This is a genomic window from Flavobacterium sp. RSB2_4_14 (assembly GCF_051547085.1).
Lineage (GTDB): Bacteria > Bacteroidota > Bacteroidia > Flavobacteriales > Flavobacteriaceae > Flavobacterium.
This window is the reverse complement of record NZ_JBPTTL010000001.1, coordinates 705,043-729,649: the sequence shown is the minus strand read 5'-3', so window position 1 is coordinate 729,649 and position 24,607 is coordinate 705,043. Positions and strand designations below refer to the sequence as shown.

Annotated in this window: 20 protein-coding genes; 8 read left to right on the top strand and 12 right to left on the bottom strand. The window is 35.1% G+C overall.

The features are described 5' to 3' along the window. Positions 1 to 293 precede the first annotated feature (293 nt). Together ACSVH2_RS03380 and ACSVH2_RS03375 are read left to right on the top strand one after the other, a co-directional pair. The gene (locus ACSVH2_RS03380; RefSeq protein WP_438092258.1) at positions 294 to 776 is read left to right on the top strand and encodes a regulatory protein RecX; all 483 of its coding nucleotides are present in this window, start codon (positions 294 to 296) and stop codon (positions 774 to 776) included. Positions 777 to 1,145: 369 nt separating this feature from the next. Continuing rightward, on the top strand, positions 1,146 to 1,466 hold the full coding sequence (locus ACSVH2_RS03375) for a GIY-YIG nuclease family protein (RefSeq protein ID WP_438091750.1): 321 nt from the start codon (positions 1,146 to 1,148) through the stop codon (positions 1,464 to 1,466). Between the two features lie 213 nt (positions 1,467 to 1,679). On the opposite strand, the gene ACSVH2_RS03370 is transcribed toward ACSVH2_RS03375, so the two are convergent. The 12 genes from ACSVH2_RS03370 to ACSVH2_RS03315 all read right to left on the bottom strand — a co-directional run bounded on the left by ACSVH2_RS03370 (position 1,680) and on the right by ACSVH2_RS03315 (position 17,685). Further along, complete coding sequence (locus ACSVH2_RS03370; protein WP_438091749.1) at positions 1,680 to 2,864, bottom strand: beta-ketoacyl synthase N-terminal-like domain-containing protein; 1,185 nt, start codon at positions 2,862 to 2,864, stop codon at positions 1,680 to 1,682. Between the two features lie 215 nt (positions 2,865 to 3,079). Further along, positions 3,080 to 4,351, bottom strand: coding sequence for an adenosylmethionine--8-amino-7-oxononanoate transaminase (gene bioA / locus ACSVH2_RS03365; protein ID WP_438091748.1), 1,272 nt, complete (start codon positions 4,349 to 4,351; stop codon positions 3,080 to 3,082). A gap of 39 nt (positions 4,352 to 4,390) precedes the next feature. Then, positions 4,391 to 5,008: a dethiobiotin synthase gene (gene bioD, locus ACSVH2_RS03360; protein ID WP_438091747.1), complete on the bottom strand. Its 618-nt coding sequence runs from the start codon at positions 5,006 to 5,008 to the stop codon at positions 4,391 to 4,393. A gap of 68 nt (positions 5,009 to 5,076) precedes the next feature. Further along, a complete protein-coding gene (locus ACSVH2_RS03355; protein ID WP_438091746.1) occupies positions 5,077 to 5,487 on the bottom strand; it encodes a DUF2007 domain-containing protein in 411 nt (136 codons plus the stop codon). Positions 5,488 to 5,489: 2 nt separating this feature from the next. Continuing rightward, entirely contained in the window at positions 5,490 to 6,653 is a 1,164-nt protein-coding gene (locus ACSVH2_RS03350; RefSeq protein ID WP_438091745.1) for an aminotransferase class I/II-fold pyridoxal phosphate-dependent enzyme, read from the bottom strand. A gap of 62 nt (positions 6,654 to 6,715) precedes the next feature. Further along, positions 6,716 to 6,997 (bottom strand): F0F1 ATP synthase subunit epsilon, encoded by a 282-nt coding sequence (locus ACSVH2_RS03345; RefSeq protein ID WP_438091744.1) that lies wholly within the window; start codon positions 6,995 to 6,997, stop codon positions 6,716 to 6,718. A 70-nt stretch (positions 6,998 to 7,067) separates the two neighbouring features. Then, a complete protein-coding gene (gene atpD / locus ACSVH2_RS03340) occupies positions 7,068 to 8,579 on the bottom strand; it encodes a F0F1 ATP synthase subunit beta (protein ID WP_438091743.1) in 1,512 nt (503 codons plus the stop codon). A gap of 191 nt (positions 8,580 to 8,770) precedes the next feature. Then, entirely contained in the window at positions 8,771 to 10,204 is a 1,434-nt protein-coding gene (locus ACSVH2_RS03335; RefSeq protein ID WP_438091742.1) for an SGNH/GDSL hydrolase family protein, read from the bottom strand. 29 nt (positions 10,205 to 10,233) lie between these two features. Beyond that, complete coding sequence (locus ACSVH2_RS03330; RefSeq protein ID WP_438091741.1) at positions 10,234 to 13,038, bottom strand: TonB-dependent receptor; 2,805 nt, start codon at positions 13,036 to 13,038, stop codon at positions 10,234 to 10,236. 279 nt (positions 13,039 to 13,317) lie between these two features. Beyond that, a complete protein-coding gene (gene glmS / locus ACSVH2_RS03325) occupies positions 13,318 to 15,165 on the bottom strand; it encodes a glutamine--fructose-6-phosphate transaminase (isomerizing) (RefSeq protein ID WP_438091740.1) in 1,848 nt (615 codons plus the stop codon). Positions 15,166 to 15,177: 12 nt separating this feature from the next. After that, positions 15,178 to 16,860 (bottom strand): DUF4270 domain-containing protein, encoded by a 1,683-nt coding sequence (locus tag ACSVH2_RS03320; RefSeq protein ID WP_438091739.1) that lies wholly within the window; start codon positions 16,858 to 16,860, stop codon positions 15,178 to 15,180. A gap of 18 nt (positions 16,861 to 16,878) precedes the next feature. After that, positions 16,879 to 17,685: a glycogen/starch synthase gene (locus tag ACSVH2_RS03315; RefSeq protein ID WP_438091738.1), complete on the bottom strand. Its 807-nt coding sequence runs from the start codon at positions 17,683 to 17,685 to the stop codon at positions 16,879 to 16,881. 106 nt (positions 17,686 to 17,791) lie between these two features. Here ACSVH2_RS03315 and panC point away from each other — a divergent pair, with 106 nt between their 5' ends. From panC to ACSVH2_RS03285, 6 genes are read left to right on the top strand one after another with little or no spacing between them, the layout of a single operon-like run. Further along, positions 17,792 to 18,640: a pantoate--beta-alanine ligase gene (gene panC / locus ACSVH2_RS03310; protein ID WP_438092257.1), complete on the top strand. Its 849-nt coding sequence runs from the start codon at positions 17,792 to 17,794 to the stop codon at positions 18,638 to 18,640. 14 nt (positions 18,641 to 18,654) lie between these two features. Beyond that, on the top strand, positions 18,655 to 19,005 hold the full coding sequence (gene panD / locus ACSVH2_RS03305) for an aspartate 1-decarboxylase (RefSeq protein WP_438091737.1): 351 nt from the start codon (positions 18,655 to 18,657) through the stop codon (positions 19,003 to 19,005). A 4-nt stretch (positions 19,006 to 19,009) separates the two neighbouring features. Further along, positions 19,010 to 19,975 (top strand): lysylphosphatidylglycerol synthase transmembrane domain-containing protein, encoded by a 966-nt coding sequence (locus ACSVH2_RS03300; RefSeq protein ID WP_438091736.1) that lies wholly within the window; start codon positions 19,010 to 19,012, stop codon positions 19,973 to 19,975. Between the two features lie 56 nt (positions 19,976 to 20,031). Then, entirely contained in the window at positions 20,032 to 21,276 is a 1,245-nt protein-coding gene (locus ACSVH2_RS03295; RefSeq protein ID WP_438091735.1) for an alpha/beta hydrolase-fold protein, read from the top strand. Beyond that, positions 21,276 to 22,637, top strand: coding sequence for a DNA repair protein RadA (gene radA / locus ACSVH2_RS03290; protein WP_438091734.1), 1,362 nt, complete (start codon positions 21,276 to 21,278; stop codon positions 22,635 to 22,637). Before ACSVH2_RS03295 ends, radA begins: the two co-directional genes overlap by 1 nt. 14 nt (positions 22,638 to 22,651) lie before the next feature. Further along, a complete protein-coding gene (locus ACSVH2_RS03285) occupies positions 22,652 to 24,604 on the top strand; it encodes a transglycosylase domain-containing protein (RefSeq protein WP_438091733.1) in 1,953 nt (650 codons plus the stop codon). Positions 24,605 to 24,607: the final 3 nt, after the last annotated feature.

Genomic DNA, 24,607 nt, shown 5'->3' with positions numbered 1-24,607 from the left:
AAATTAAATTTTTCCCCACGGAAAGTAAATTCATGCCTACGGAAGTTAAATTCTTCCCGACGGAAATAAAATTCTTCTCGACGGAAATAGATTTCATGACGGCGGAAACTAAATTCACCCCTACCGAAATTCAATTCACGCCTACGGAAATAGATTTCTTCTCTACTTAATTGATTTCAGGTCGGCGGAAACTAAATTCAGGTCGACGGAAATAGTTTTCATGCCAGCGGAAACTATTCCCACTACTGCAAAAATAAATAATACTATTTTTGTCTGACGCATCCCAACAAACTATGAACGAAAAACCAACCCTCACCGAAGCCCAACTCAAACTAGAGTACTACTGTTCCTATCAAGAGCGTTGCCATCAGGAAGTAGTACAAAAGTTATACGACCTCGGCATGAAATCCCAAGAAATTGATACCATAGTCGTGCATTTGTTGCAACATGATTTCCTCAACGAAGAGCGTTTCGCCCGCAGTTTTGCCCGAGGCAAACACCGCATCAAACAATGGGGAAAAATAAGAATAGTCAACGAGCTAAAATTCCGCCACATCTCAGCACCCAACATCAAACTAGCCCTAACCGAAATCTCCGAAACCCAATACCAAGAAACCTTCCACCAATTAGCCGAACGCCATTGGGAAACTATTCGCGAAACCGATGTGCAAAAAAAGAAAAAGAAATGGTGCGATTATTTATTGCGAAAAGGCTGGGAAAGTAACTTGGTATATGAGAAAATGAAAGAACTTGGATCTTCTACAAGCATAGAATGATACCTCAGTATTTAATTATAATACTATATTACTAGAAATACAATCAGTAGCACTTTGTCACACTGAGCCTGTCGAAGTGCTTAAACTTAAAATCACCCAGTAAAAAATGTCTTCGACAGGCTCAGACTGACACCGTAATATTTAATTGTAATCCTAGATAATACAAATACTCTTATTACAACAAATACAATCAGTAGCGCATTGTCACACTGAGCCTGTCGAAGTGCCTCACACTGTTGAAATCCCTTATTACAACAAATACAAATAGAACCACATTGTCACACTGAGCTTCGCCTGTGCTGACAAAGGAAGTATCGAAGTGCCATCATATATTTTATTTTACTACTTTAGTAAAACAAAAAGCTATTTATGAGAACCTATTTTGTATATATCCTAAAATGCAATGACAACTCTTACTACACAGGTTTTACAAATAATTTAGAAAGACGTTTCTTGGAGCATACATCAGGTAAAAATAATGAATGTTATACTTTTGATAAAAGACCTCTTGAATTAGTGTGGTTTGAAACCTTTAATGATGTGTTAGATGCTATTGCTACAGAAAAAAAAATTAAAGGTTGGAGCAGAATTAAGAAAGAAGCTCTAATTAAAGAAGATTGGGATAAATTAGTTTTGTATTCAAAAAACTATACTCAATTTGGAAAGCCGTCTTCGACAGGCTCAGACTGACACCGCAGCATTTAATTGTAATCCTAGAACTGAAGTGCCATGCAAGTTTTAAAAACCCGTAAGGCTCAAGCATAAAATTCATTAGGACGAGTTCAATATTTGACCGTGGTCAAATTATAAAACGACCGCGGTCACTTCGTGAAGTGACCTCGGTCAATTGAACAACTCGTCAGGACGAATTGAAAAACACATCAGGACGAACTTAAAATAGTATTAGGACGAAACCAAAACACTCACCGCATTACCGCCAAAACCAACGGCATTAATCAATACGTTTTTAATAACCCTTTCAGGGTTTTGAACCCTGACAGGGTTTGTTATATAAGGAACACCAATAAAAGTATTGTGTTGTATCATCATCAGCGCCAGTTCCATACTCAAGATTCCCGAAGCACCAAAAGTGTGTCCTACTTTCCATTTGTTAGTGGTAAGCATTGGCAAGTTGGAGCCAAAGAGTTGTTGAATGGCTTTATATTCAGAAGTGTCGCCTTTCAAAGTACCTGGCGCGTGCATCACGATTACGTCAACATCGTCCAAAGGTATATTTTGCAAAGCCATCGCCATCGATTTTTGAAAGCAAATCGCCTCATCGGATATCGAAATATTATGTTCCAATTCGTCCGTAGCAAAACCAATTCCGGTGATATAACCCAAAGCATTTTCCCTTTCCCCAAGTTCCAAACAAGCCATAGCTGCACCTTCGCCCAACACCATAGAATTCTTATTTTTTTCTAAATCAAAAGCTCTACAAATCCATTCACCATGTTCTGGCAGCACGTAATTTTGATTAGCATAAATCTTCAACGCTTGCATTTGTGCCAACGTAAAAGCAGTCAAAGGCGCTTCGCTTCCACCTACCAAAAACTTAGTCGCCATACCCGATTGTAACCAAGCCACCGCATTCAAAACGGCATGCAAAGCTGTAGAACACGTAATAGAATGAGAGATTTCGGGACCTTTACTCTTCAAATCATGAGCAACCCACGAAGAAATATTTCCTAGAGTAGTGGTTGGCGAAGTTAAGGTGGACGTTTTACCCGTTTCCAAAAACTCCTGATGGTATTTTTCAAACAATTGCGTAGCACCACGAGAGGAGCCTATGTTAATCCCAAAGTCATCGCCTTGTTGCCAACCCGCATTTGCCATAGCTTTTCGCGAAGTTATTATAGCCATCAAAACCGTTTCGTCAAGAGCTTTATACTTTACATCTTCTTTTCGCAAGGCATCAATTCCTTTTCTGATTTCAGCTGGAATAGTAGCCACAAATTGACTTTGACCATTAAAGTCTTTAGTCGAAATCAAAGTTTTTGGGGAAAGATAATTGTTCCAAATAGCATCGGGAGTATCTCCTAATGGCGATAAAGAAGCGAGAGAAGTAATGGCAATTTTGGTTTTCATTTTTTCGGTACACAGAGATTCACAGAGCACAAATTAAAGATACACAAAGCTTTTTAAAAAAATTAATTCATTTAATTTCTCTGTGAATCTCTGAGAAATCTTCGTGTGTCTCTGTGTAACTATTTTGCACCGCAAAGGTCGCAAAGTTTTTCGCAAAGTGCGCAATACTCTTTGAGCCTTTTTAGATTTATTTTATATCTTTTGTGGTTAAACAATTAAATCATTTCAATCGCTTGCTCAACAACAGTGTATACTTTTTCCAACTGTGTATCCAAAATAACATAAGGTGGCAAAATGTAAACAATATTCCCAACAGGTCGTAGAATTATCCCGTTTTCAATAAAGAAATGATACAGTTTGTTGCGCATCGTGCCATAATAACTTTCTTGATTTTCGGATTTAATTTCTAAAGCGAATATTACTCCAAGTACTCGTGTTGTTTTTACTTTTGGATGTTGTTTTATCTTAGTTTCAAAAGCCAAATGTTTGGCATGTATTCTACTAATATTATCCTGCATTTCCTGACTTTCCATTAAGGAAATACTCGCCAAAGCGGCAGCACAACCCGTTGGATTTGCCGTGAAAGTATGTCCGTGAAAAAGTGCTTTATTGACATCATCATTATAAAATCCATCAAAAATCTCCTGAGTAAATGTAGTAACCGCCATTGGTATTGTGCCACCCGTTAACGCTTTGGACAAACAGATCATATCGGGTTTGTTGACTAAATAATCAGTCGCAAAAGTTTTCCCAGTTTTGCCAAAACCCGTCATTACTTCATCGGCAATGGCAAAGACATTATTTTGTTGACAAAGCGCAATCATTTGATCTAATATTTCAGGAGAATACATGACCATTCCTGCCGCACCTTGACATAGTGGCTCAAAAATAAAAGCAGCAAAATCTCCTGTTTCAAGTAAATCTTGTAGGGCTTTCAAACTATTGGTTTCATTTCCTTCTGTCGGCACCGGAATACGAACCACTTCCAATAAGGAACCTTTGAAAGCTTCGGTAAAAAAAGTAATGCCACTGGATGCCATCGCCCCAAAAGTGTCGCCATGAAAGGCATCTTCAAAAGCAATGATTTTAGTTTTTTTGATGCCTTTGTTATAATTGTATTGCAGTGCTGTTTTCAGCGCCACTTCTACCGCTGTAGAACCATTATCAGAAAAAAAGATTTTCTTTTGATTACTGGGCAAAATAGAAAGTAGTTTTTCAGACAATTCAACCGCTTTGTTATGCGTAAAACCACCAAAAAGAACATGCTCGAGTGTCGTTAATTGTTTATAAATCGCCTCAGCAATAATCTTGTTGGAATGTCCATAAGGATTGACCCACCAAGAGGCAATGGCATCGATATATTCCTTACCGTTTTCATCCCAAAGCAAAGCGCCTTCGCCTTTGACAATAGCAGGAAGCAAATCCGTAGTTTTGTGTTGTGTATAAGGATGCCAGTTGTATAATTGGTCTTTTTCGGATAGGTTCATTAGATTTCTGATTGTTGAAGAACTATTTTTGATTTCAGATTAGAGACTTAATAGATTTTCTCTGAATTTATCAGCATAATATCGCGTAACATTTTGGTCAAAATAAGGTTCGTTGTCAATACGTCCAATGAATTTGGCTTTAGTTTTACTCAAGATAATTGCCTCAGTGGCTTTATTTTCATCTCCCGAAAAAATAATTCCTGCCACAACAATGCCTCTACTTTTCAAAGCTTCAAAAGTCAACAACGTATGATTGATACTACCCAAATAATGGCGAGAAACCACAATAACTTTATACTCTTTTTGAATTAAATCAATCACACAATCAGTATCATTCAGCGGAACCAAAACACCACCTGCACCTTCAACAACCAAATGATTAGTAGTCTTTGGTTCTTTAATTTGTTTCAAATCTATAGTGATTCCATCAACTGCAGCAGCATAATGCGGACTTGCTGGCGTGTTCAATGCATAAGCGTTGGGATGAAAAACCGACTTAGCGTTAGACACTTGAGCTTTTACTTTATGACTATCGGAGTGGTCTAAATCTCCTGCTTGTATGGGTTTCCAATAATCGGCTTCTAAAGCTTCGGTTACTATGGCTGACGCTACTGTTTTCCCTACGTCAGTTCCAATTCCTGTGATGAATAGTTTCATGATTTATTATTTAATCTTTGTCAAAGTTTTGAACTTTGACAAAGATGATACGGATTGAACGGATTTTTTTAATTAAACTCAAATTTACATTCATTGCATTTGTATTTGTATTTAACCCCAAAAGGAAAAACATACGTTAAGATGAATAAAGCATAAGAAATAAAAGACTTCCAATCTTTGATAGAAGTTATTAATTCTATTTGATTTGAGCTACACTTTGGACATTGAATTGGTTGGTTTTCATCATCAACGGAGTACAAACTTACTTCACCAAGAATTTCTTCTGCTTTTTGATAATCTTCTGTTTTCACAAACAATTTTACTCCACCAACAGCATTACTATAAAGTGGATTAGAATCGACTATATTATTATCTCTCAAAAAAACTTCAACACCTTGGCTCTCTAATTTACCTTGGTAAATAATAGCTTCGCTTGTATATTGAAATCGTCGTAGTAATTTAAATTTTTCTTCTTCCATAGCTAGAATACAAAAGTAGGTAACAATTCCAAGACACTAGTAATTTCGACTTCAGAATTGTAACTGTGCAAACAAAAACGCAATCGTTCTTGTCCTTCGGGAACGGTTGGAGACAAAATAGGTTTTACATCAAACCCTTTTTCCTGTAATTGTGCCGCCATATTTTTCACTCTTTCATTCCCTGGAATAATTGCACATTGTATGGCCGATTTGCTATAAACAAACAATGGTTTTAATCCCAATCGGTTTTTTTCCTGATTGAAGTGAGTGATATTATTTTTTAGTGCCTTTAATGCGCTTTGTTCTTTTGCTAACTGCTGGTATGCCACCAAAATAGTAGCAACCGAATGAGGAGAAAGTCCAGTAGTATAAATAAAACTTCGGGCAAAGTTGACCAAATAGCTTTTCAATTTGGCACTGCCTAAAATAGCTGCGCCATGGCAACCCAATCCTTTTCCGAAAGTCATAATGCGGGAAAAGACTTGGTCCTGAAAACCTAAACTTTGCACAACGCCTTCGCCTTGCTCACCAAAAACACCTAATGCGTGCGCTTCATCCACTACTAAATAGGTCTTATGTTTTTCGGATAGCGCTACTAACTCTTCAAAGTTGGGACAATCACCATCCATAGAAAAAACACTTTCGGTAACGATGAAAATTGTTTCGGGTTGCGAGTTTCGAGTTTCGGGTTGCTGAAATTTTAGAATTAATTTTTCTAAATCTTCTATATCGTTATGTTGAAACTTAAAACTCTTAGCAAGACTCATTTTAATACCATCACGAATGGAAGCATGACACAATTCATCATACAAAATCACATCATTGCGCTGTGGAACGGAACTAAAAAACCCAACATTGGCATCATACCCCGAATTGAAAATGAGAGCACTTTCACTTTGATGAAATTCAGCTATAAACTCTTCTGTGGTTTGATATAAAGAATGATTTCCCGAAAGCAATCTGGAACCTGTTGCTCCGTTTGTTTTGATATTGTTTTCTAAAAGATACTGATGGGTTGCTTTGAAAATGGTTTCACTATGAGCAAAACCTAGGTAATCATTGGAAGCAAAATCTACCAAACTACTGGATGCAGGTAATTTCCGCAAGGCATTGTGAGCTTCGCGTTGTTGGAGTTTTTGTTGGAGGGATTTTGGGAATGGCTTCATCGTCCAAAAATAAAAAAAGCCCAACAATAATGCTGGGCTTTCTGTTTTTATTTTTAATCGTATTAGTCTGCTAAAACAATTACTTTGTTGTCTTTCATTTCAATAGTTCCTGAAGCAATTTCAAGTGTATAGTTTTGGTCATTTACTTTGGTAAACTTGTCAACTACTTCTTTATCAAAATCAAAACTAGTGGCAACAATTTTAACTGTGCCTTGTTTTAAAATGGATACTATCGGTGCGTGATTGTTCAATATTTGAAACGAACCATTTACTCCTGGTAAAGAAACCGAAGTAACTTCGCCTTTAAATAATTTAGCTTCTGGTGATACTATTTCTAAAATCATTTTTTTAAGTTTATAGTTTGTCGTTTATGATTTATTGTTTTCCAACTACAAACCACAAACAATAAACAGTTTAAGCTTCTGCCAACATTTTTTCTCCTGCTTCAATTGCTTCTTCAATAGTTCCTTTAAGGTTGAAAGCTGCTTCTGGTAAGTGATCTAATTCTCCATCAATAATCATATTAAATCCTTTGATAGTATCTTTAATGTCAACTAAAACTCCTTTTAATCCTGTAAATTGCTCAGCAACGTGGAACGGTTGAGACAAGAAACGTTGCACACGACGTGCTCTTGACACAGCTAATTTATCATCTTCTGATAACTCTTCCATACCAAGGATAGCGATGATATCTTGTAACTGTTTGTATTTTTGAAGTATCTCTTTTACTCTTTGTGCACAATCATAGTGCTCATCACCTAATATTTGAGCCGTAAGAATTCTTGAAGTAGAATCCAATGGATCTACCGCAGGATAAATACCTAACTCAGCAATTTTACGAGACAATACAGTAGTGGCGTCTAAGTGAGCAAACGTAGTTGCTGGTGCTGGATCGGTTAAGTCATCCGCAGGAACGTAAACCGCTTGTACTGATGTAATCGAACCTTTGTTGGTAGATGTAATTCTTTCTTGCATCGCACCCATTTCTGTAGCCAATGTTGGTTGGTAACCTACCGCAGATGGCATACGACCTAATAACGCTGATACCTCAGAACCTGCTTGTGTAAAACGGAAAATGTTATCAACAAAGAAAAGTACGTCTTTTCCTTGGTCAGAACCAGCACCATCACGGAAATATTCTGCAATGGATAATCCTGATAACGCTACACGAGCTCTTGCTCCTGGTGGCTCATTCATTTGACCGAAAACGAAAGTAGCTTTTGACTCTCTCATTCCTGGTTTGTCAACTTTGGCTAAATCCCAACCTCCATTTTCCATAGAGTGCATGAAATCTTCACCATATTTTATAATTCCTGACTCTAGCATCTCACGAAGCAAGTCATTTCCTTCACGTGTTCTTTCTCCAACTCCTGCGAATACAGAAAGACCACCGTGACCTTTAGCGATATTGTTAATCAACTCTTGAATCAATACTGTTTTACCTACTCCAGCACCACCGAATAATCCAATTTTACCACCTTTTGCATAAGGCTCAATCAAATCGATTACTTTAATACCTGTAAATAAAACTTCTGTAGAAGTTGATAAATCTTCGAATTTTGGAGCAGGACGGTGAATTGAAATTCCATCTTTTCCTGTTTTTGGTAAATCTCCTAAACCATCAATAGCATCTCCAATTACATTGAATAGACGACCATAAATATCAGCACCAATTGGCATTTGGATTGGAACACCTGTAGCTTTCACTTCAGTTCCTCTGCTCAAACCGTCGGTTGAGTCCATAGAGATAGTACGTACTGTGTTCTCACCAATGTGTGATTGAACTTCTAAAACTAATATAGAACCATTTTTGTTAATGATTTCTAACGAGTCATAAATTTTTGGTAATTCAACATCTTTACCGTTGAATACTACATCAACTACTGGTCCGATAATTTGGGAAACTTTTCCTATTGCTTTTGACATTGTTTATGTATTTATTAAATAGCTTATTAGGTTTGAAAAAAATACCTCTTTTTTCAGAGCGCAAAGATAATTTTTATAAATTGAATTATCAATACTTTTTTTTATAAAAAAACGGATTTTTTTAATGTTGCTCTAAAACAAAAAACCGTCCCAATTAATTAGGACGGTTTTGATAGTAAAACTAAAACCTTTTATAGTGAACTTGGAAATAATATTCTGTATTGTCCTAAGTTAACTCCTTTGAAATTTGATTCATATTTAGCATTAATAGCTTCTAAAAATTTATTAGCAATCAGTGCATATCCCTTTGGACTTGGATGTACACCATCTAAAGAAAAAGAATTTCCAGTAACATAAGTAGATGTCATTGTATAGCCATTACTCACTAATCCTGTTGTGCTTAATTGTGCCATAATAGCTTTTGTGTCTACAAATGCCAAACCATTATCTGTAGCTGCCGTTTGAATAGTTACATTATAAGCATCGGTTGCAATTCTTATTTCTTCTATTTCGTCTTTAGATAAAACCCATTGGTCTGCCAATGGCACAGAAACTCCATTAATTTGTAATGGATTCCCACCAACAGTAGTACCAATAAACGATCTTGCAGGAAGCACAACTAAATCTTCGGCTGTTGCTTGTCTGTAAGATGGCAAACCTAAACCTGAAAGGTTAGTTAAATAACTGTCAACAATAACTACGCTATTTGTAGCAGAAGCTGAAAAAGATATGGTTCTTCTTGCTACTTCAGCAGCAGTTAACAAGCCATTAGATTGTGCAAACAACAATCCATTGTTATAAGCCGCATATCCTGAATTTAATTGAGCTGCAGTGGCTGCGTTTAAAGGAACAGGATTATATGGTACTGCAGTAAAATAAGGCAATGAATTTACATAAGGTAAATTAGCAACTACTCCTTTTCTTCCTCCAGCTACCATTTGGCTTATAATAGAATTATAAACTGCATTAAATGTTGTCGGAGGCGTAATATCAGCTGGATTTAAACCCCCAGAAGTTGCATATCCTAACACATCATTTCCTCCTATCCAAAGCGAAAAGAAAGTTGGATTTTGCGCTACGGCATCTTCAACAACTGTTGCAGAAGGAGAAGAAGCAAACCTAGCAAAGTAGGGATTACCTGCAGTGCTACCATAACCCGAAAAGGTTAAATGAAAACTTCTAGCTCCTGGAATTCCCATATTATTAAAAGGACCTGTTAAACGAGTAGAGATATCTGTACTAGAAATACCCGAAACTGGTGTTGGAATATTTCCTGGCGCAAGGTACAATCTTGGTCCAAACTGAGGAATTTGAGCACCTCCAGAAGAAAACCCACCAATATTATCATTCATTAAAGGAGTGGTAAACTCTCCGCCGCCAACTAATGCGAATTGTTGCGCAAGAATATTAGGGTAAGAACCTTCTTGTCCTGCAATGAATAATGCATTGTCACTGAAACCAGCTGCAAACGAGTCGCCTAAAGCTACATACTTTGAAAAATCAGCAGTACCAGCTGTTAAAGGTAAACCATCGGATGAATTGTTTACTGTTGCAGTCTCATCATCACTACTACATGCTACAAAGGTTAACGAAACCAATAATAGCCATTTGAAATTTTTTATCATAACGTTTAAATATATGTATTGGTTAATAATTATGGGTTGATTGTCCATGAAGCAAACCATTGTTGCCCAATTGCTCCTGCTCCAATTACTTGAATGTAATCTTCTCCAAATAAGTTAGTTGCTCCCACTTTTATTACTGATTTAATTTTTGGAATTCCATAATTGATTTGAGCATCAAGCACCACATTTTCTGGAACCATTCCGTCTGCAAACGAAGATTGCCATAAATATTCCGTATTCCATCTTACATTAGTATTAAATCCAAAGTTTTTAAATAAATTTTGGTTACCTAATGAAGCTTTAACTCTGTGTTTTGGTGTGTTAAAACTTGGGATAAAACTTGGGTCTTTTGCTTGATCAAAAGTAAATTCAGCGTAGTTGTAACTTGCACCCAATTCAAAATCTTTGTATACCTTTTTAGACAATCCAACACCAAATCCGAAGGATGTCACTTGTGCTTTTGAATTGTTATATACTTGATAAATTCTTCTATCTCCGTTAACTAATGCCGCAACTGAAGTGGCTACTGCTGGATCTGTAAAATCTGTACCAACCATTCCATAATAAGGTGTAGCAACTCTTGATTGATTTAAGAAATCATTATAAATATTATAATACCCATTAATATCAACCGATAAATCGTTATTAACTACCGAACGATAACCAACTTCAAATGCTTGCACTTGCTCTGGTTTTACTAAATCAATATTGGCAACTTGTAAATCAGCTGGATTTCCTGAAGCTCCAAATGCTTGTAATGAAGTTAAAGTATAGGAGTTATTATAAGCATCATTACCATCAAGAGTAACCGTTGATCCTACACCTGGAATTGATTGTCCGGCAACACTAATGTTTCTTGTTTCAACAAATCTATTCAAGTTATCTTGAGCTGAACCAATCAAGGCAAATGGCCCTAAATCCAATCCAATATATAAATCTTGTGTTGTTGGATTTCTAAAACCTGTTTGGTAAGAAGCACGGAAATTATGTTTCTTAGTTGCTCCAGCAGAATACACGAAAGATACTCTTGGGGAAACAAAACCATCAAAAAGTTCCGCTTTATCATAACGAACAGATCCTGTGAATTTCAACCTATCGTCCATGAATTTCTTTTGAATCTGAGCATAAGCACCCATTTCATCATAACGAATTGGACCATCATAATCAGTAAAGATAGTTCCATCTGAATTCAATTCATATTGTCTGAATGAACCACCAACTTGAATTTCTGCAAATTTTATTTGGTCTTTAAAATTATAATTTCCTTCAGCATGATAAATCTTTGATTGGTCTTTAAACTTTGCTCCTGTTGTTAAATCTGGGTCAGCAGTAATCGTTGCCAAAGCATTATTGAATTCAGCAGTTCCTGGTAAAAATCTTCCTGCGTCTGCCGTTTGTCTTCCAATAGCATGAGCCGTTTCTGGAGTTTGTCCTGCTAATGTTGCCTGTACAAATGCTCCTGCATATTGACCAAACCAAGTTTGATCTGATTTCCATGCTCTGTTCACATTCCATGCAGCAAAACGCATATCATAAGAATCTCCTGCATCTTCAGCAGTGATATAACCTCTTACGAAAAAGTTTTTCCCTTTAACCTCTAAACGCGTTTGTTGCATAAAGAAGTTTTTCAAGGAATATCTGTTGGCTCCTTGATAAATAGTATTTCCTTGACCAATTTTATGTTGTAATACGATTTCAGTAGCATTTGCCCATGGTCTGAAATGTAATGACACATCAGCTTTCACACTTTTTACTTCATTGTCATTCATGTCTTGTTCTCTATAACCAGTTCTAGCTACATTATAATTAGGCAAAAGATTAACCGCAGATTGTGGAATTAAACCAGCATTTGCTAATCCTTGACCAACGCCTCTTAGATTTGTTGAAACTTCATCTCCATAAAAGTTCAATCCATCATAATTTGGGTTTACAGCCGAACCTGTATTGTTTGTTGTTAAATCTCTATCATCTGAAGCAATCCACTCTGTAGCTTGCAAGAAAGAGAAATTTCCTTTCATAGCAAATTTATCAGTAAACGCATGTGCTGCTCTAATTCCAAAATCATAATAATCATTCGTCCCAGCTGTTTCTTGTGAAGTTTGTCCATATTTAAAATAGAAACTCAATCCTTGATCATCAAATGGATTTTTACTATTCATAAACATGATACCGTTAAAGGCATTCGCTCCATACAATGCCGATGATGCTCCTGGTAATAATTCCACATTAGCAACATCTAACTCAGAAAGTCCAATTAAATTTCCAAGTACAAAGTTCAACGCAGGAGAGGAATTATCCATTCCATCAACAAGTTGCATAAAACGAGTGTTGGCAACAGTGGCAAATCCTCTGGTATTAACTGACTTAAAACCTAAACTACTTGTGTTGAAGTGAACTTCTTTTAGGTTTTCTAAACCATCATAATAACTTGCTGCAGTAGTAGCTTTAATAGCTTGCAAACTCATTCTTTCAATGGTAACAGGAGACTCAAGTACACGCTCTGGTGTTCTAGAAGCAGAAATTACTATTTCGTCTAACTTGTTTTCCTCGTCTGTCAGTGCAACAGCTACTTTTTGATTGTTTGAAGTAATAGCAACTTTTTTGGTCCCAAAACCAATACTAGTGACTTCAATCTCAAAGGGTGGTTTTTTTGTAGTTGATAAGCTAAAATTTCCATCAATGTCGGTGACTGTTCCTGCACTATCACCAATCACTTTGATGTTGGCGCCAGGAATTGGTTGGTTTTTGCTGTCTTTTACCGAACCAGTAATTGATGTTTGCGAATACGTAATACCGCAAAAAAACAATGAAATGATAAATAAATAAATCTTCATTTGGTTAAATATTTTTGGTTTAAGTGGCCAATTTACAAATATATTTTTTACATTATCAATAAATGGCATCTAATTTTATTGATAATTGAATATAAAGCGGTAATACTAATGATTCGATATTTATGCTTTTTTTAAATTATTATTAATGTTTTGAGGATTTTAACAAAAAAATACTATGCTTACATACAAAAATTGAATTTCTATTAAATTAATCATAAAATTTTAACCATAAAAAAAGCGAGACTTTATCTCGCTTTTCTTTTTATTTTTTTTAAAAACTTATTCTACTGTAACCGATTTCGCCAAATTTCTGGGTTGGTCTACATTACAACCTCTTAATACTGCAATATGATAAGACAATAATTGTAGTGGAATGGTTGTGATTAATGGTGACAAAGCATCTGAAGTTTCTGGAATTTCAATAACGTGATCTGCTAATTCTTTTACTTGTGTATCACCTTTAGTAACCACAGCTATTATTTTTCCGCTTCTTGACTTTATTTCTTGAATATTGCTAACTACTTTGTCATAGTGCCCTTGCTTTGGTGCAATAACTACTACTGGCATGTGTTCATCAATTAAAGCAATTGGACCATGTTTCATTTCGGCTGCAGGATAACCTTCTGCATGTATATAGGAGATCTCTTTTAATTTTAATGCGCCTTCCAATGCCACAGGGAAATTATATCCTCTTCCTAAATAAAGACAATTAGTAGCATCTTTAAACTTTTCGGCTATTTCTTTAGTTTTTTCATTCGTTTCTAATGCTTCACGAACTTTTTCAGGAATAACCTCTAACTCTTGCAAGTAACGGTGGAAATCTGAATTAGAAAGTGTTCCTTTGGCTTTTGCCAAACGTAATGCCAACATGGTTAACACGGTGATTTGTGTAGTAAATGCTTTGGTAGATGCCACTCCTATTTCTGGTCCAGCATGTGTATAAGCTCCAGCGTGTGTTTCTCTGGAAATAGAAGAGCCAACTACATTACAAACTCCAAAAACAAAAGCACCTTTTTCTTTTGCTAATTTAATTGCTGCCAAAGTATCGGCCGTTTCTCCTGATTGTGAAATGGCAATTACCACATCGTCCTTGTTGATTATTGGATTTCGATATCTGAATTCAGAGGCATATTCTACCTCAACAGGGATTCGTGTAAATTCTTCAATAATATATTCTGCCACTAATCCTGCATGCCAAGAGGTGCCACAGGCAATGATTAAAATTCTTTGAGCATGAAGAAATTTTTCAATGTTATCTTCTACACCAGCCATTTGAATAATCCCTTCATTGGCATGAAGTCTTCCTCTGTAGGTGTCCTTAATTACATTAGGTTGCTCATAAATTTCTTTTAACATAAAATGATCATAGCCTCCTTTTTCAATTTGCTCCAAGTTCATTTGAAGTTCTTGAATATAAGGATCAACTAAAGTATCGTCTTTTATTTTTCTAATTTTTAGTGGTTTGCTCAATCGTACTATGGCCATTTCTTCGTCTTCCAAATAAATGGCATTTGAAGTATATTCTATAAAAGGCGATGCATCGGAAGCAATAAAAAATTCATTTTCACCCACACCAATAGCTAGTGGACTTCCTAATCTGGCTACTATAATTTCGTCTGGATTTTCCTTGTCAAAAACACAAATAGCATAAGCTCCAACCACTTGGTTTAATGCAATTTGCACCGCTTTACCCAATTTGATATTCTCTTTCTTTTTTACGTCTTCTATTAGATTGACCAATACTTCAGTATCGGTGTCAGAAGTGAAAGTGTACCCTCTTTTTGACAATTCTTTTTTTAAGGGTTCGTAGTTTTCAATTATTCCGTTGTGAATAATAACTAAATTTCCTGAATTGGAAGTGTGTGGATGTGAATTGACATCGTTTGGCACACCATGAGTTGCCCAACGCGTGTGACCCATTCCTATAGTAGCTTTGGAGGAAGCAATGGCTTTAGATTTTTCTTCAAGGTCTGAAACTTTTCCTTTGGTTTTAGAAATTTGAAGGTCTTTACCATCATATAACATGATCCCAGCACTATCATAACCTCTATATTCTAATCTTTTTAACCCTTTTATTACAATAGGATAAGCTTCTCGATAGCCAATATAACCAACAATTCCACACATAATGCTATAATATTAATTAGGTTTTGTATAATAAATTTCAAGTTTCAATCGTTTTTCATCAGGAACTAAAGGACTAGATCCATATAAAATAGTTCCTAGCGGACTCATCACCGACATGGAAGGTGCGCTATTCGTAGTTGTGTTTCCTACCTTCAGTTTAGAAAACCCCACGTTATTAATATTCTCGGTTACCGAAAGTCCAAGTCTTACGTTAGTGGAGTCTTTCTTAATTAAGTTTCTTACGTGATTTGTAATTCTGATTTTGTACCTAATACCTCTTCCTCCTTCAACATCCTCTTTTTCTAAAATACCACCAAAAGTTGGCTTGTTTAGTTTAGGATAAGCACCACTATTTGAAAAATCAAGATTGTAATCAACTAACGCTTTTTTGTTCGTTAGGTCATAAAGAAAAATACGATTGGGTTCAATGGAACGAGTGTCAGACATAGCTGGTTTATCAACATAAAACGTCAAACTAGCTTCATTAATCATCCATCCATTCGCTTTGATTACTTCAATTTCATCAGCTATGCCGTTATTATCAGCATCTGGTCCAAAAATATCAATAACCGAAATAGAACCTTGACCACCTTTCAAAAACAGTTGAGTTGCTTCTTGATTATTGTTAATAGTTGCATTTAAATAATCTGTATTTTCATTATAATTATTCAACAAACTAACAGTATTGCCATTCAGATTTAAAGCATATGTTTTGTTTGTTCTTTCATATGTGACAACACCTTCTGAGTCAGTTTTTTTAACATCTTCATTATAGTATAGCGTTATCTTCCCATCTTTAAAATTTAGGGTTGCCATGTTGCCTGGATTCCCCAAACTTTCTGTTTTGAAATAGATTCCTCTAAAATAATTTTTGAAAACATTATTATTAGCAAGTTGGCCGCTCGGTGCATTTAAAATTGCAGCATCAAAAACATCTTTATTTAAATGCAATCGCATCGATGGTTTTGATCTTGTTTTAATCTCAGTAGTACCATCTTCTTCATACGTAATGGTTTTGTGTTCTCTTTTATCAAAATAAAATTGAGAATTTTCATGACCATCGGTATTTCTAGGATCAGAAGTAGCTAAATCATTTAACAAAACCGGAATTTTATTGTTATCGATTTCGGCATCCATATCGGTGTAAAACAATTGCGTTTCTCCAAGTGACTCATTTGGATCTAAATTTCTTAAATAATAATTGGATTGGTAAACGCTTAATTTAAACTTTGATCCTTCTACACCGTAAATTGAATCTAATTGATAAGTAGTGCGTCTTTCTGTTTTACCATCAACTTGAACTTCCTCTACACTTTTTACTGTGCTATAATAGGGAATTTCCATAACAACACTATCTAAAACTGTTGGTAACACATCGTAATTTTCTGGATCAACGTTATTAAATCGTGGATCACTAACCGACATTTCAACTTGGGTGACAAAATTAGCTCGCGTACTTCCAAAAGGTGGATTATCATAAAATCCTAATGGATTAACCGCTAAATTATTGGAGGCAATTGGCCCAAGTTTTTGATTGTAGGACTTAATAAATGCCCCTGTATATTTTTGAAAACCAAAATGGTCATCACCAACAATGTCTGAACCAATTTCATTAAAATCTTTATCACAAGAAACTAAAAAAGTCAGAACTAATAAACCAAACAAAATGGATGGTAAAAATGATTTTTTGCACATAAATATTACTATTGTTTTTTAAGAAAGCAACGCCTTGTAAAAGTTGGTGTATGCTTCACTAAATTTTTCTTTGGAGGCGAAAGGTAAAAAAGGTTTCCCCGAAGATTCTATATATTTTGTTAAACTTGGAGTTACATTTTCAGAAGCAACAATAATTCCATCGGAATGATTTACTGCGGCAGTAATAAGATTTTCGTAGTTTGGCACTTCTAATTCCTTAATAGAATCATGCGGAATATTGTCAAATTTGATTTTATTAATCATCTCTGTGTTTAAAGAACCTTCAAAAGATTGTCCATAAACAGAAGTAACAATTTTTGTATCTGAAAACAACGCTTCGTCTTTGTAGTAATGTTTCATGTAAATAGGCAATAAACTAGCCATCCATCCATGAACATGAATAATATCGGGAACCCAATTCAATTTTTTTACAGTTTCCACTACGCCTTTGGCAAAGAAAATAGCTCTTTCATCGTTATCTGGATACATTACACCATCTTCATCACTAAAAGTAGCTTTCCGTTTAAAATACTCATCGTTGTCAATAAAATAAACCTGAATTCTTTCTTTTGGAATAGAAGCCACTTTAATAATCAAAGGCATATCCAAGTCGTTTACTACTAAATTCATTCCTGACAAACGAATAACCTCATGTAATTGGTGTCTTCTCTCGTTGATATTTCCATATCTGGGCATAAAAATTCTTATTTGTCCACCTTGATCATTAATCATTTTTGGGACATCATAAGAGAGTAAAGAAACCTCATTTTCTGCCAAATAAGGCACCACTTCAGATGATACGTATAATATCCTCTTATCTTCCATAATCTATTCTACTTTATTTATTGGCAATAAAAAACAGGCAAAAGTACAAAAATTTATGCAGTTATTTATGAAAATAGTAAGTTTGCAACTCATTAATAGAAAGCTAATGCTTATTTTTTACACTCAAAACGATTTAGTTTCCCACTTAAATTCAATTACAACTAGTGACTCTTCCGTGGGTTTTGTTCCTACAATGGGAGCATTGCACGAAGGTCATTTGTCACTTTTGAAGGAAGCCATGTCACAAAACAATATTGTTGTCATTAGTATTTTTGTTAATCCAACACAGTTTAACAACCCCGAAGATTTAGCGAAATATCCTAGAACTCTTGAAAAAGATGTTGAGAAAATAAAAGCTGTTTCAAATAAAATAATTGTTTATGCACCAACTGTAGATGATATTTATAAAGGAAAAACAGTCTCCAAACATTTTGACTTTGACGGATTAGAAAATCAAATGGAAGGTAAATTCAGACCAGGTCATTTTGATGGCGTGGGAACTATCGTAAAACGACTTTTTGAAATTGTAAAGCCTAACTACGCTTATTTTGGTGAAAAAGATTTCCAGCAATTGCAAATCATAAAAAAAATGGTGGCGAAACTCGAAATTCCAGTATCCATAATTGGTTGCCCAATTCACAGAGAAGCCAATGGTTTAGCCATGAGTTCTCGCAACGAAAGACTAACGCCCGAAGAGAGAAAAGAAGCCGCTATCATTTTCAAAATACTGAAACAATCCCAAAAACTTTTTAAATCAAAATCTGCTTCCGTAGTGAATGAATGGGTAAAAAAAACTTTCGATAAAACCCCAAATTTTCAACTAGAATATTTTCAAATTGCTGAAGAAGACACCTTATTACCGTGCCTTAGAAAAAGTAAAATAAAAAAATACCGAGCGTTCATCGCTGTTTTTGTCAACAAAATAAGATTGATTGACACCATTTCACTAAATTAATTTACCTTTGCCCCATGCAAATTCAAGTAGTAAAATCTAAAATTCATAGAGTAAAAGTAACTGGTGCCGATTTAAATTATATCGGCAGCATTACGATAGACGAATCTCTAATGGATGCCTCAAACCTTATTGAAGGCGAAAAAGTTTCTATTGTAAACATCAATAATGGAGAGCGTTTTGAAACCTATGTTATCAAAGGAATCAGAAATTCTGGAGAAATAACTTTAAATGGTCCTGCAGCAAGAAAAGTTCAAAAAGATGATATTATTATCATTATGTCCTATGCCACCATGGATTTTGAAAAAGCAAAAACCTTCAAACCTTGGATGATTTTTCCAAATGAAAAAGACAATTCCTTAACCTAATCTTTTGAAAAAACAAATCGGTAAATGGTTGACAATTTTTATTCCTCTTTTGATAGGAATAGGAATCATTTACTATCAATTTACCACCTTAACATCTGAAGAAATTGGAAAAATAAAAATTAGCTTTCAAAAGGCAAATTATTATTACATTTTACTTTCTTTATTGATTGCTTGTTTTGGTTATTGGTCTAGAGCGTATCGCTGGAAATTTGCACTCAATCATTTGGGGTATGAAACAAAATTTTCCAATAATTTTTTTACCGTTTGTGTCTCCTATTTGGTCAATCTAACGGTTCCTCGCTCGGGCGAAATTACTCGTGCGGCCTTACTAAAAAAATATGAAAACGTTCCTTTTGACAAAGCATTCGGAACCATTGTTGCCGAAAGAATAGTTGATTTACTTATTTTTTTACTCTTTGTTTTTATTGGATTTATTTCTCAATTCGAAAAAATATACCAGTTTCTACTCAGCAAAAATATTGCTATAAAAACCATAATAACTTCAGGAATTGCAGCAGTAATTTTATTCGTGATTTTTATTTTTATTTGGATTTATGCTGAATGGAATATCATATTGAAACTAAAGAAAAAACTATCGGGATTGATAGAAGGAATGACTACAGTATATAAAATGAAAGATAAATGGAAGTATATTTTTCATTCTTTTTTAATTTGGTTTTCCTATTTATCGATGTTTTATGTGGCTATTTTTGCTCTTCCCGAAACTTCAGAAATAAGTCTTGACATTGTAATTATGGGGTTCATCTTTGGTAGTCTTGCCGTTGGTTTTTCAAATGGTGGATTGGGCGCTTATCCCTTTTCAATAGCTTTAATTTTTTCATTGTATGGCATTTCAAATAATATTGGAATTGCTTTTGGTTGGTTAGTTTGGACTTCGCAAACTATTTTAGCCATTCTTCTTGGTTTGATTTCTTATGTTTTACTTCCAGTTTTAAATAGAAATAAATAATTTACTATCTTGCTACTGAATTTAGCATTTGTTCTATTTAAACCAAACCAATCATCATGAAAAAACTTATTTTGTTTTTCCTTTTCGTTTGCACGAATCCCCTTTTCTCTCAAAAAGTAACCGACACCATTTCATCTCAAAAATTAAATGAAGACAGACAAATATTTATTGGTCTTCCTCCATCATATGATAAAAATCCCGGTCAAAAATACCCTATACTATTATTGCTTGATGGCGACTTTTTATTCGATCCTTTTCAAGGTGCCTTAAGCTACGGTTATTATTGGGATGATTTGCCTGAAGTGATTGTTGTTGGGATTAGTCAAAATAAAAATAATGAACGCGAAACCGATTGTACGGTAGATGAAACCACTGGTTTACCTTCTGAAAAAGGAGAAAGTTTTTTTGAATTCATTGGGATGGAATTGATTCCTTACATCCAAAAAAAATACAGAACGGCACCGTTTAAATTAATTGCAGGATTAGATACTACAGCAGCATTTTCAAATTTTTACCTATATAAAGACAATCCAGTTTTTGATGCCTATATCTCTATGAGTCCAGAACTACCAACTGGTATGGAAGAACAAATTCCCGAGAGATTGGCCGCCATTGAAAAACCTATTTTTTATTATCATTCTTCGGCTGATGGAGATTTAAAAAAAATGAGGAAAAGAATTCAAGCACTGGATGAATTGGCCAAAAAAATAACCAAACCAACACTCAATTATAAGTTTGATGATTTTAAAGGTGCTTCACATTATTCTTTAGTTTTAAATTCTATTCCAAGTGCGTTGTACCAAATTTTCTCGGTTTACCAACCTATTTCAACCACAGAGTTTCAAGAAAAAATTGCAATCCTTCCTTCAGGATATGTAGACTATCTAGTAAAAAAATATGATTTGCTAGAGAAAACATTTAGCTTGAAATTAACCATTAGATTAAACGATTTCAAAGCAATTGAAGCCGCCATACTTAAAAATAAAGCGTACGCCGAATTTGATCAACTAGCCCAATTAGCCAGAAAAAATTATCCAAAATCCATGCTCGCTGATTATGAAATGGCACAACTATATGAAAAAACAGGTGACACAAAAAAAGCCATAAAAACATACCAAAGTGCCTTTCAAAAAGAAGAAATTGGCGATTTAACCAAAGACATGATGCTTGAAAGAGCTGATGAATTAAAAGGCCAATTGAAAAACAAAAAAGGAGAAGTAATTGAGGAAACGCCTCCAACAGATACACCTGCAGAAACGCCTCCAACAGACACGCCAAAAGAAGAAAAAAAACCAGAATAATGTCAAAATTAAAAACTACTTTCTTTTGTCAAAATTGTGGTGCTCAATATGCTAAATGGCAAGGGCAATGCAATTCGTGCAAAGAATGGAATACTATTGCCGAAGAAATAATTCAAAAAGAAGAAAAAGTAAGTTGGAAACCTACTACTTCTGAAACAAAAAGAGTCTCAAAACCACTTAAAATAAAAGAAATCGATTCCACTCAAGAAGTGCGAATGGATACCACAGATGGCGAATTGAATCGCGTGCTTGGTGGCGGAATTGTACCTGGTTCATTAATCCTACTTGGTGGTGAACCTGGCATTGGAAAAAGTACCTTATTGCTGCAAATTTCTCTTAAATTGCCCTATAAAACGCTATATGTTTCGGGTGAAGAAAGTCAGAAACAAATAAAAATGCGTGCCGAACGTATTAATCCAACTAGTGACAATTGCTACATACTCACCGAAACCAAAACGCAAAATATTTTCCGTCACATCGTAGAAATCGAACCCGATATTGTTATCATCGACTCGATTCAAACCTTGCATACTGATCATATTGAATCGACTGCCGGAAGCATTTCTCAAATTAGAGAAACCACAGCTGAGTTAATAAAATTTGCTAAAGAAACTAATATTCCTGTTATCTTAATTGGTCACATTACCAAAGATGGCAATATTGCTGGACCAAAAATTTTGGAACACATGGTTGATACAGTTCTCCAATTTGAAGGCGATAGAAATCATGTATATCGCATTCTTCGTTCCCTTAAAAACCGTTTTGGTTCAACCGCCGAACTCGGAATCTATGAAATGCAAGGTTCTGGTTTGCGCGAAGTTTCCAATCCGTCTGAAATATTAATTTCACATCGTGAAGAAGAACTTTCGGGAACGGCAATTGCTTCTACATTGGAAGGCATGCGACCTTTAATGATAGAAATTCAGGCCTTGGTTTCGACAGCTGTTTATGGAACACCTCAACGCAGCACCACAGGTTATAATGCCAAAAGATTGAATATGATTCTAGCAGTTTTAGAAAAACGTGCTGGTTTCCGTCTTGGGACAAAAGACGTTTTCCTGAATGTGACTGGTGGAATTTCAGTAGATGATCCAGCCATTGATTTGGCCGTTGTTGCCGCAATTCTTTCTTCAAATGAAGATATTGCTGTAGGCAAAGATGTTTGTTTTGCTGGAGAAGTAGGACTTTCAGGGGAAATTCGTCCTGTGAACCGCGTAGAACAACGCATTCAAGAAGCCGAAAAACTGGGATTTGCCACTATTTTTGTTTCCAAATACAATAAAATTGCCATCAAGAATTCTTTAATTAAAATCGTTTTGGTTTCTAAAATTGAAGAAGTAGCGGAACAGCTGTTTGGATAATTAATCACAACAAAATGAAACTCCAAAAACAAAAAGTTATAACAATTGTAAAGATTGTAGGAATCCTAATTTTAGTAGGTATCATATTGCTTTTTGCTTTTAGAAATACACTATTAGATAAAGTTATGCATCGCATTGATTCCAAAATGGAACGTGATTATCAATGTCATTTCAGCATTGCTAAAGCCGAATTTCATGGATTGACTAATTTGGAGTTTCAACACATCACGTTAGTTCCAAAACAAGCCGATACTTTGGTTCGTATTGATGAATTGAAAACCAGCGTGAACTTCTGGAAATTATTGGTGGGTGACATTCAGTTGGGAAAATTAGAAATCAATAAAGGATACATCCAATTGGTTAAAACCAAAACTGGTAGCAACTTCGATGCTTTTCTTCGTTCCAAAAAAGAAAAAAAAGACAACGACGAAGTGAATTATGCCAAACTTCTGAACCGAATTTCGTCAAAACTTTTGAACTTAGTCCCAACGGATATGCACGTTAAAGGTTTTGCTTTTAAAATAAATGACAAAGGAAATAAAGTAGTTTTTGATTTCAATCAATTGACATTGGTTGACAAAAAATTGACTACAGAAATTCAAGTTACCTCCGAGAATTTCTCACAACAATGGACACTTAACGGATTTGCCGATCCAAGAGATAGAAAGGCCGATTTGACTTTTTTTAATTCAAAAAGTGATACCATAAGAATTCCCTATTTCGATAAAAAATTCAATCTGAAAACGGGTTTCAAATCCATTCATTTCAATTTGGAAAACCTCTCAATGAAAAGTGGCGAATTGCATATTGATGGCTATTCTTCGATTGAGAATTTAATGATCAATCATCCAAAAATTGCTAGTAAAGATGTGCTAGTGAAAAATGCCCGATTTGATTATCATTGGGTTGTGGGTTCTCGATTTATAGCTTTGGACAGTACTTCAACCATGCAATTGAACAGCATAAAATGTCAACCTTTTGCTTCTTATACAAATGAAACCGACAAGGTGTATGAACTACAATTGAAAATCCCAAAAATGAAAGCACAAGATTTTATTGTGTCTTTACCAACGGGTTTATTTCGTCATTTTGAAGGTATGGAAGCACAAGGAAATTTCAGTTATGATTTGAACTTCAAATACAATAATCATAAACCGAATAACGTAGTTTTTGATAGCAAATTGAAACCCGAAGGATTAAGAATTACCAAATATGGCGAAGCCGATTTGAATAAAATAAATGGCGAATTCACCTATCGGGCTATGGATAAAGGTGTGGCACAAAGACCCATAATTGTTGGTCCTTCCAATCCTAATTTTACACCACTAGCTGCCATTTCTCCTTACTTGCAAAAATGTGTTTTGACCAGTGAAGATCCTTCTTTTTTTAACCATCGTGGGTTTATCAATGAAGCATTCAAACAATCGATTGCTAAGAATATCCGAACCAAAAAATTCTCTCGTGGTGCCAGTACTATCAGTATGCAATTGGTAAAAAATGCATTTCTTACTCGTGAGAAAACAGTCTCCCGAAAACTAGAAGAAATCTTGTTAGTTTATATTTTGGAAAACAATCGAATCAGTTCCAAAGAACGCATGCTCGAAGTGTATTTTAATATTATAGAATGGGGGCCAAATATTTACGGCATTGGTGAAGCAGCACAATTTTATTTTGAAAAATCGCCAGCTGATTTAAGTTTAAATGAGTGTTTGTTCTTAGCGACAATTATTCCAAAACCAAAAGGGTTTATGTATCGTTTTGACGGCGAACAAAAACTCAAACCTTTTGCCACACAACAAAATACTTTTTTAACACGATTGATGTTGCGTCGACAGTTACTTTCTGAAACCGATACTATTGGTCAAAATGTTCCTGCGACGCTTATTGGTCCTGCAAAACTATTTTTGAAACAGAAACCTATTCCTGTTGAAAATGATAGTATAAATGGTGATGAACTTGAGTTGTAATAA

Excerpts from the sequence above, each read along its gene's own strand:
- ACSVH2_RS03380 (WP_438092258.1), top strand. The coding sequence starts at position 294 with ATGAACGAAAAACCAACCCTCACCGAAGCCCAACTCAAACTAGAGTAC.
- ACSVH2_RS03375 (WP_438091750.1), top strand. The coding sequence starts at position 1,146 with ATGAGAACCTATTTTGTATATATCCTAAAATGCAATGACAACTCTTAC.
- ACSVH2_RS03370 (WP_438091749.1), bottom strand. The coding sequence starts at position 2,864 with ATGAAAACCAAAATTGCCATTACTTCTCTCGCTTCTTTATCGCCATTA.
- bioA (WP_438091748.1), bottom strand. The coding sequence starts at position 4,351 with ATGAACCTATCCGAAAAAGACCAATTATACAACTGGCATCCTTATACA.
- bioD (WP_438091747.1), bottom strand. The coding sequence starts at position 5,008 with ATGAAACTATTCATCACAGGAATTGGAACTGACGTAGGGAAAACAGTA.
- ACSVH2_RS03355 (WP_438091746.1), bottom strand. The coding sequence starts at position 5,487 with ATGGAAGAAGAAAAATTTAAATTACTACGACGATTTCAATATACAAGC.
- ACSVH2_RS03350 (WP_438091745.1), bottom strand. The coding sequence starts at position 6,653 with ATGAAGCCATTCCCAAAATCCCTCCAACAAAAACTCCAACAACGCGAA.
- ACSVH2_RS03345 (WP_438091744.1), bottom strand. The coding sequence starts at position 6,997 with ATGATTTTAGAAATAGTATCACCAGAAGCTAAATTATTTAAAGGCGAA.
- atpD (WP_438091743.1), bottom strand. The coding sequence starts at position 8,579 with ATGTCAAAAGCAATAGGAAAAGTTTCCCAAATTATCGGACCAGTAGTT.
- ACSVH2_RS03335 (WP_438091742.1), bottom strand. The coding sequence starts at position 10,204 with ATGATAAAAAATTTCAAATGGCTATTATTGGTTTCGTTAACCTTTGTA.
- ACSVH2_RS03330 (WP_438091741.1), bottom strand. The coding sequence starts at position 13,038 with ATGAAGATTTATTTATTTATCATTTCATTGTTTTTTTGCGGTATTACG.
- glmS (WP_438091740.1), bottom strand. The coding sequence starts at position 15,165 with ATGTGTGGAATTGTTGGTTATATTGGCTATCGAGAAGCTTATCCTATT.
- ACSVH2_RS03320 (WP_438091739.1), bottom strand. The coding sequence starts at position 16,860 with ATGTGCAAAAAATCATTTTTACCATCCATTTTGTTTGGTTTATTAGTT.
- ACSVH2_RS03315 (WP_438091738.1), bottom strand. The coding sequence starts at position 17,685 with ATGGAAGATAAGAGGATATTATACGTATCATCTGAAGTGGTGCCTTAT.
- panC (WP_438092257.1), top strand. The coding sequence starts at position 17,792 with ATGCTTATTTTTTACACTCAAAACGATTTAGTTTCCCACTTAAATTCA.
- panD (WP_438091737.1), top strand. The coding sequence starts at position 18,655 with ATGCAAATTCAAGTAGTAAAATCTAAAATTCATAGAGTAAAAGTAACT.
- ACSVH2_RS03295 (WP_438091735.1), top strand. The coding sequence starts at position 20,032 with ATGAAAAAACTTATTTTGTTTTTCCTTTTCGTTTGCACGAATCCCCTT.
- radA (WP_438091734.1), top strand. The coding sequence starts at position 21,276 with ATGTCAAAATTAAAAACTACTTTCTTTTGTCAAAATTGTGGTGCTCAA.
- ACSVH2_RS03285 (WP_438091733.1), top strand. The coding sequence starts at position 22,652 with ATGAAACTCCAAAAACAAAAAGTTATAACAATTGTAAAGATTGTAGGA.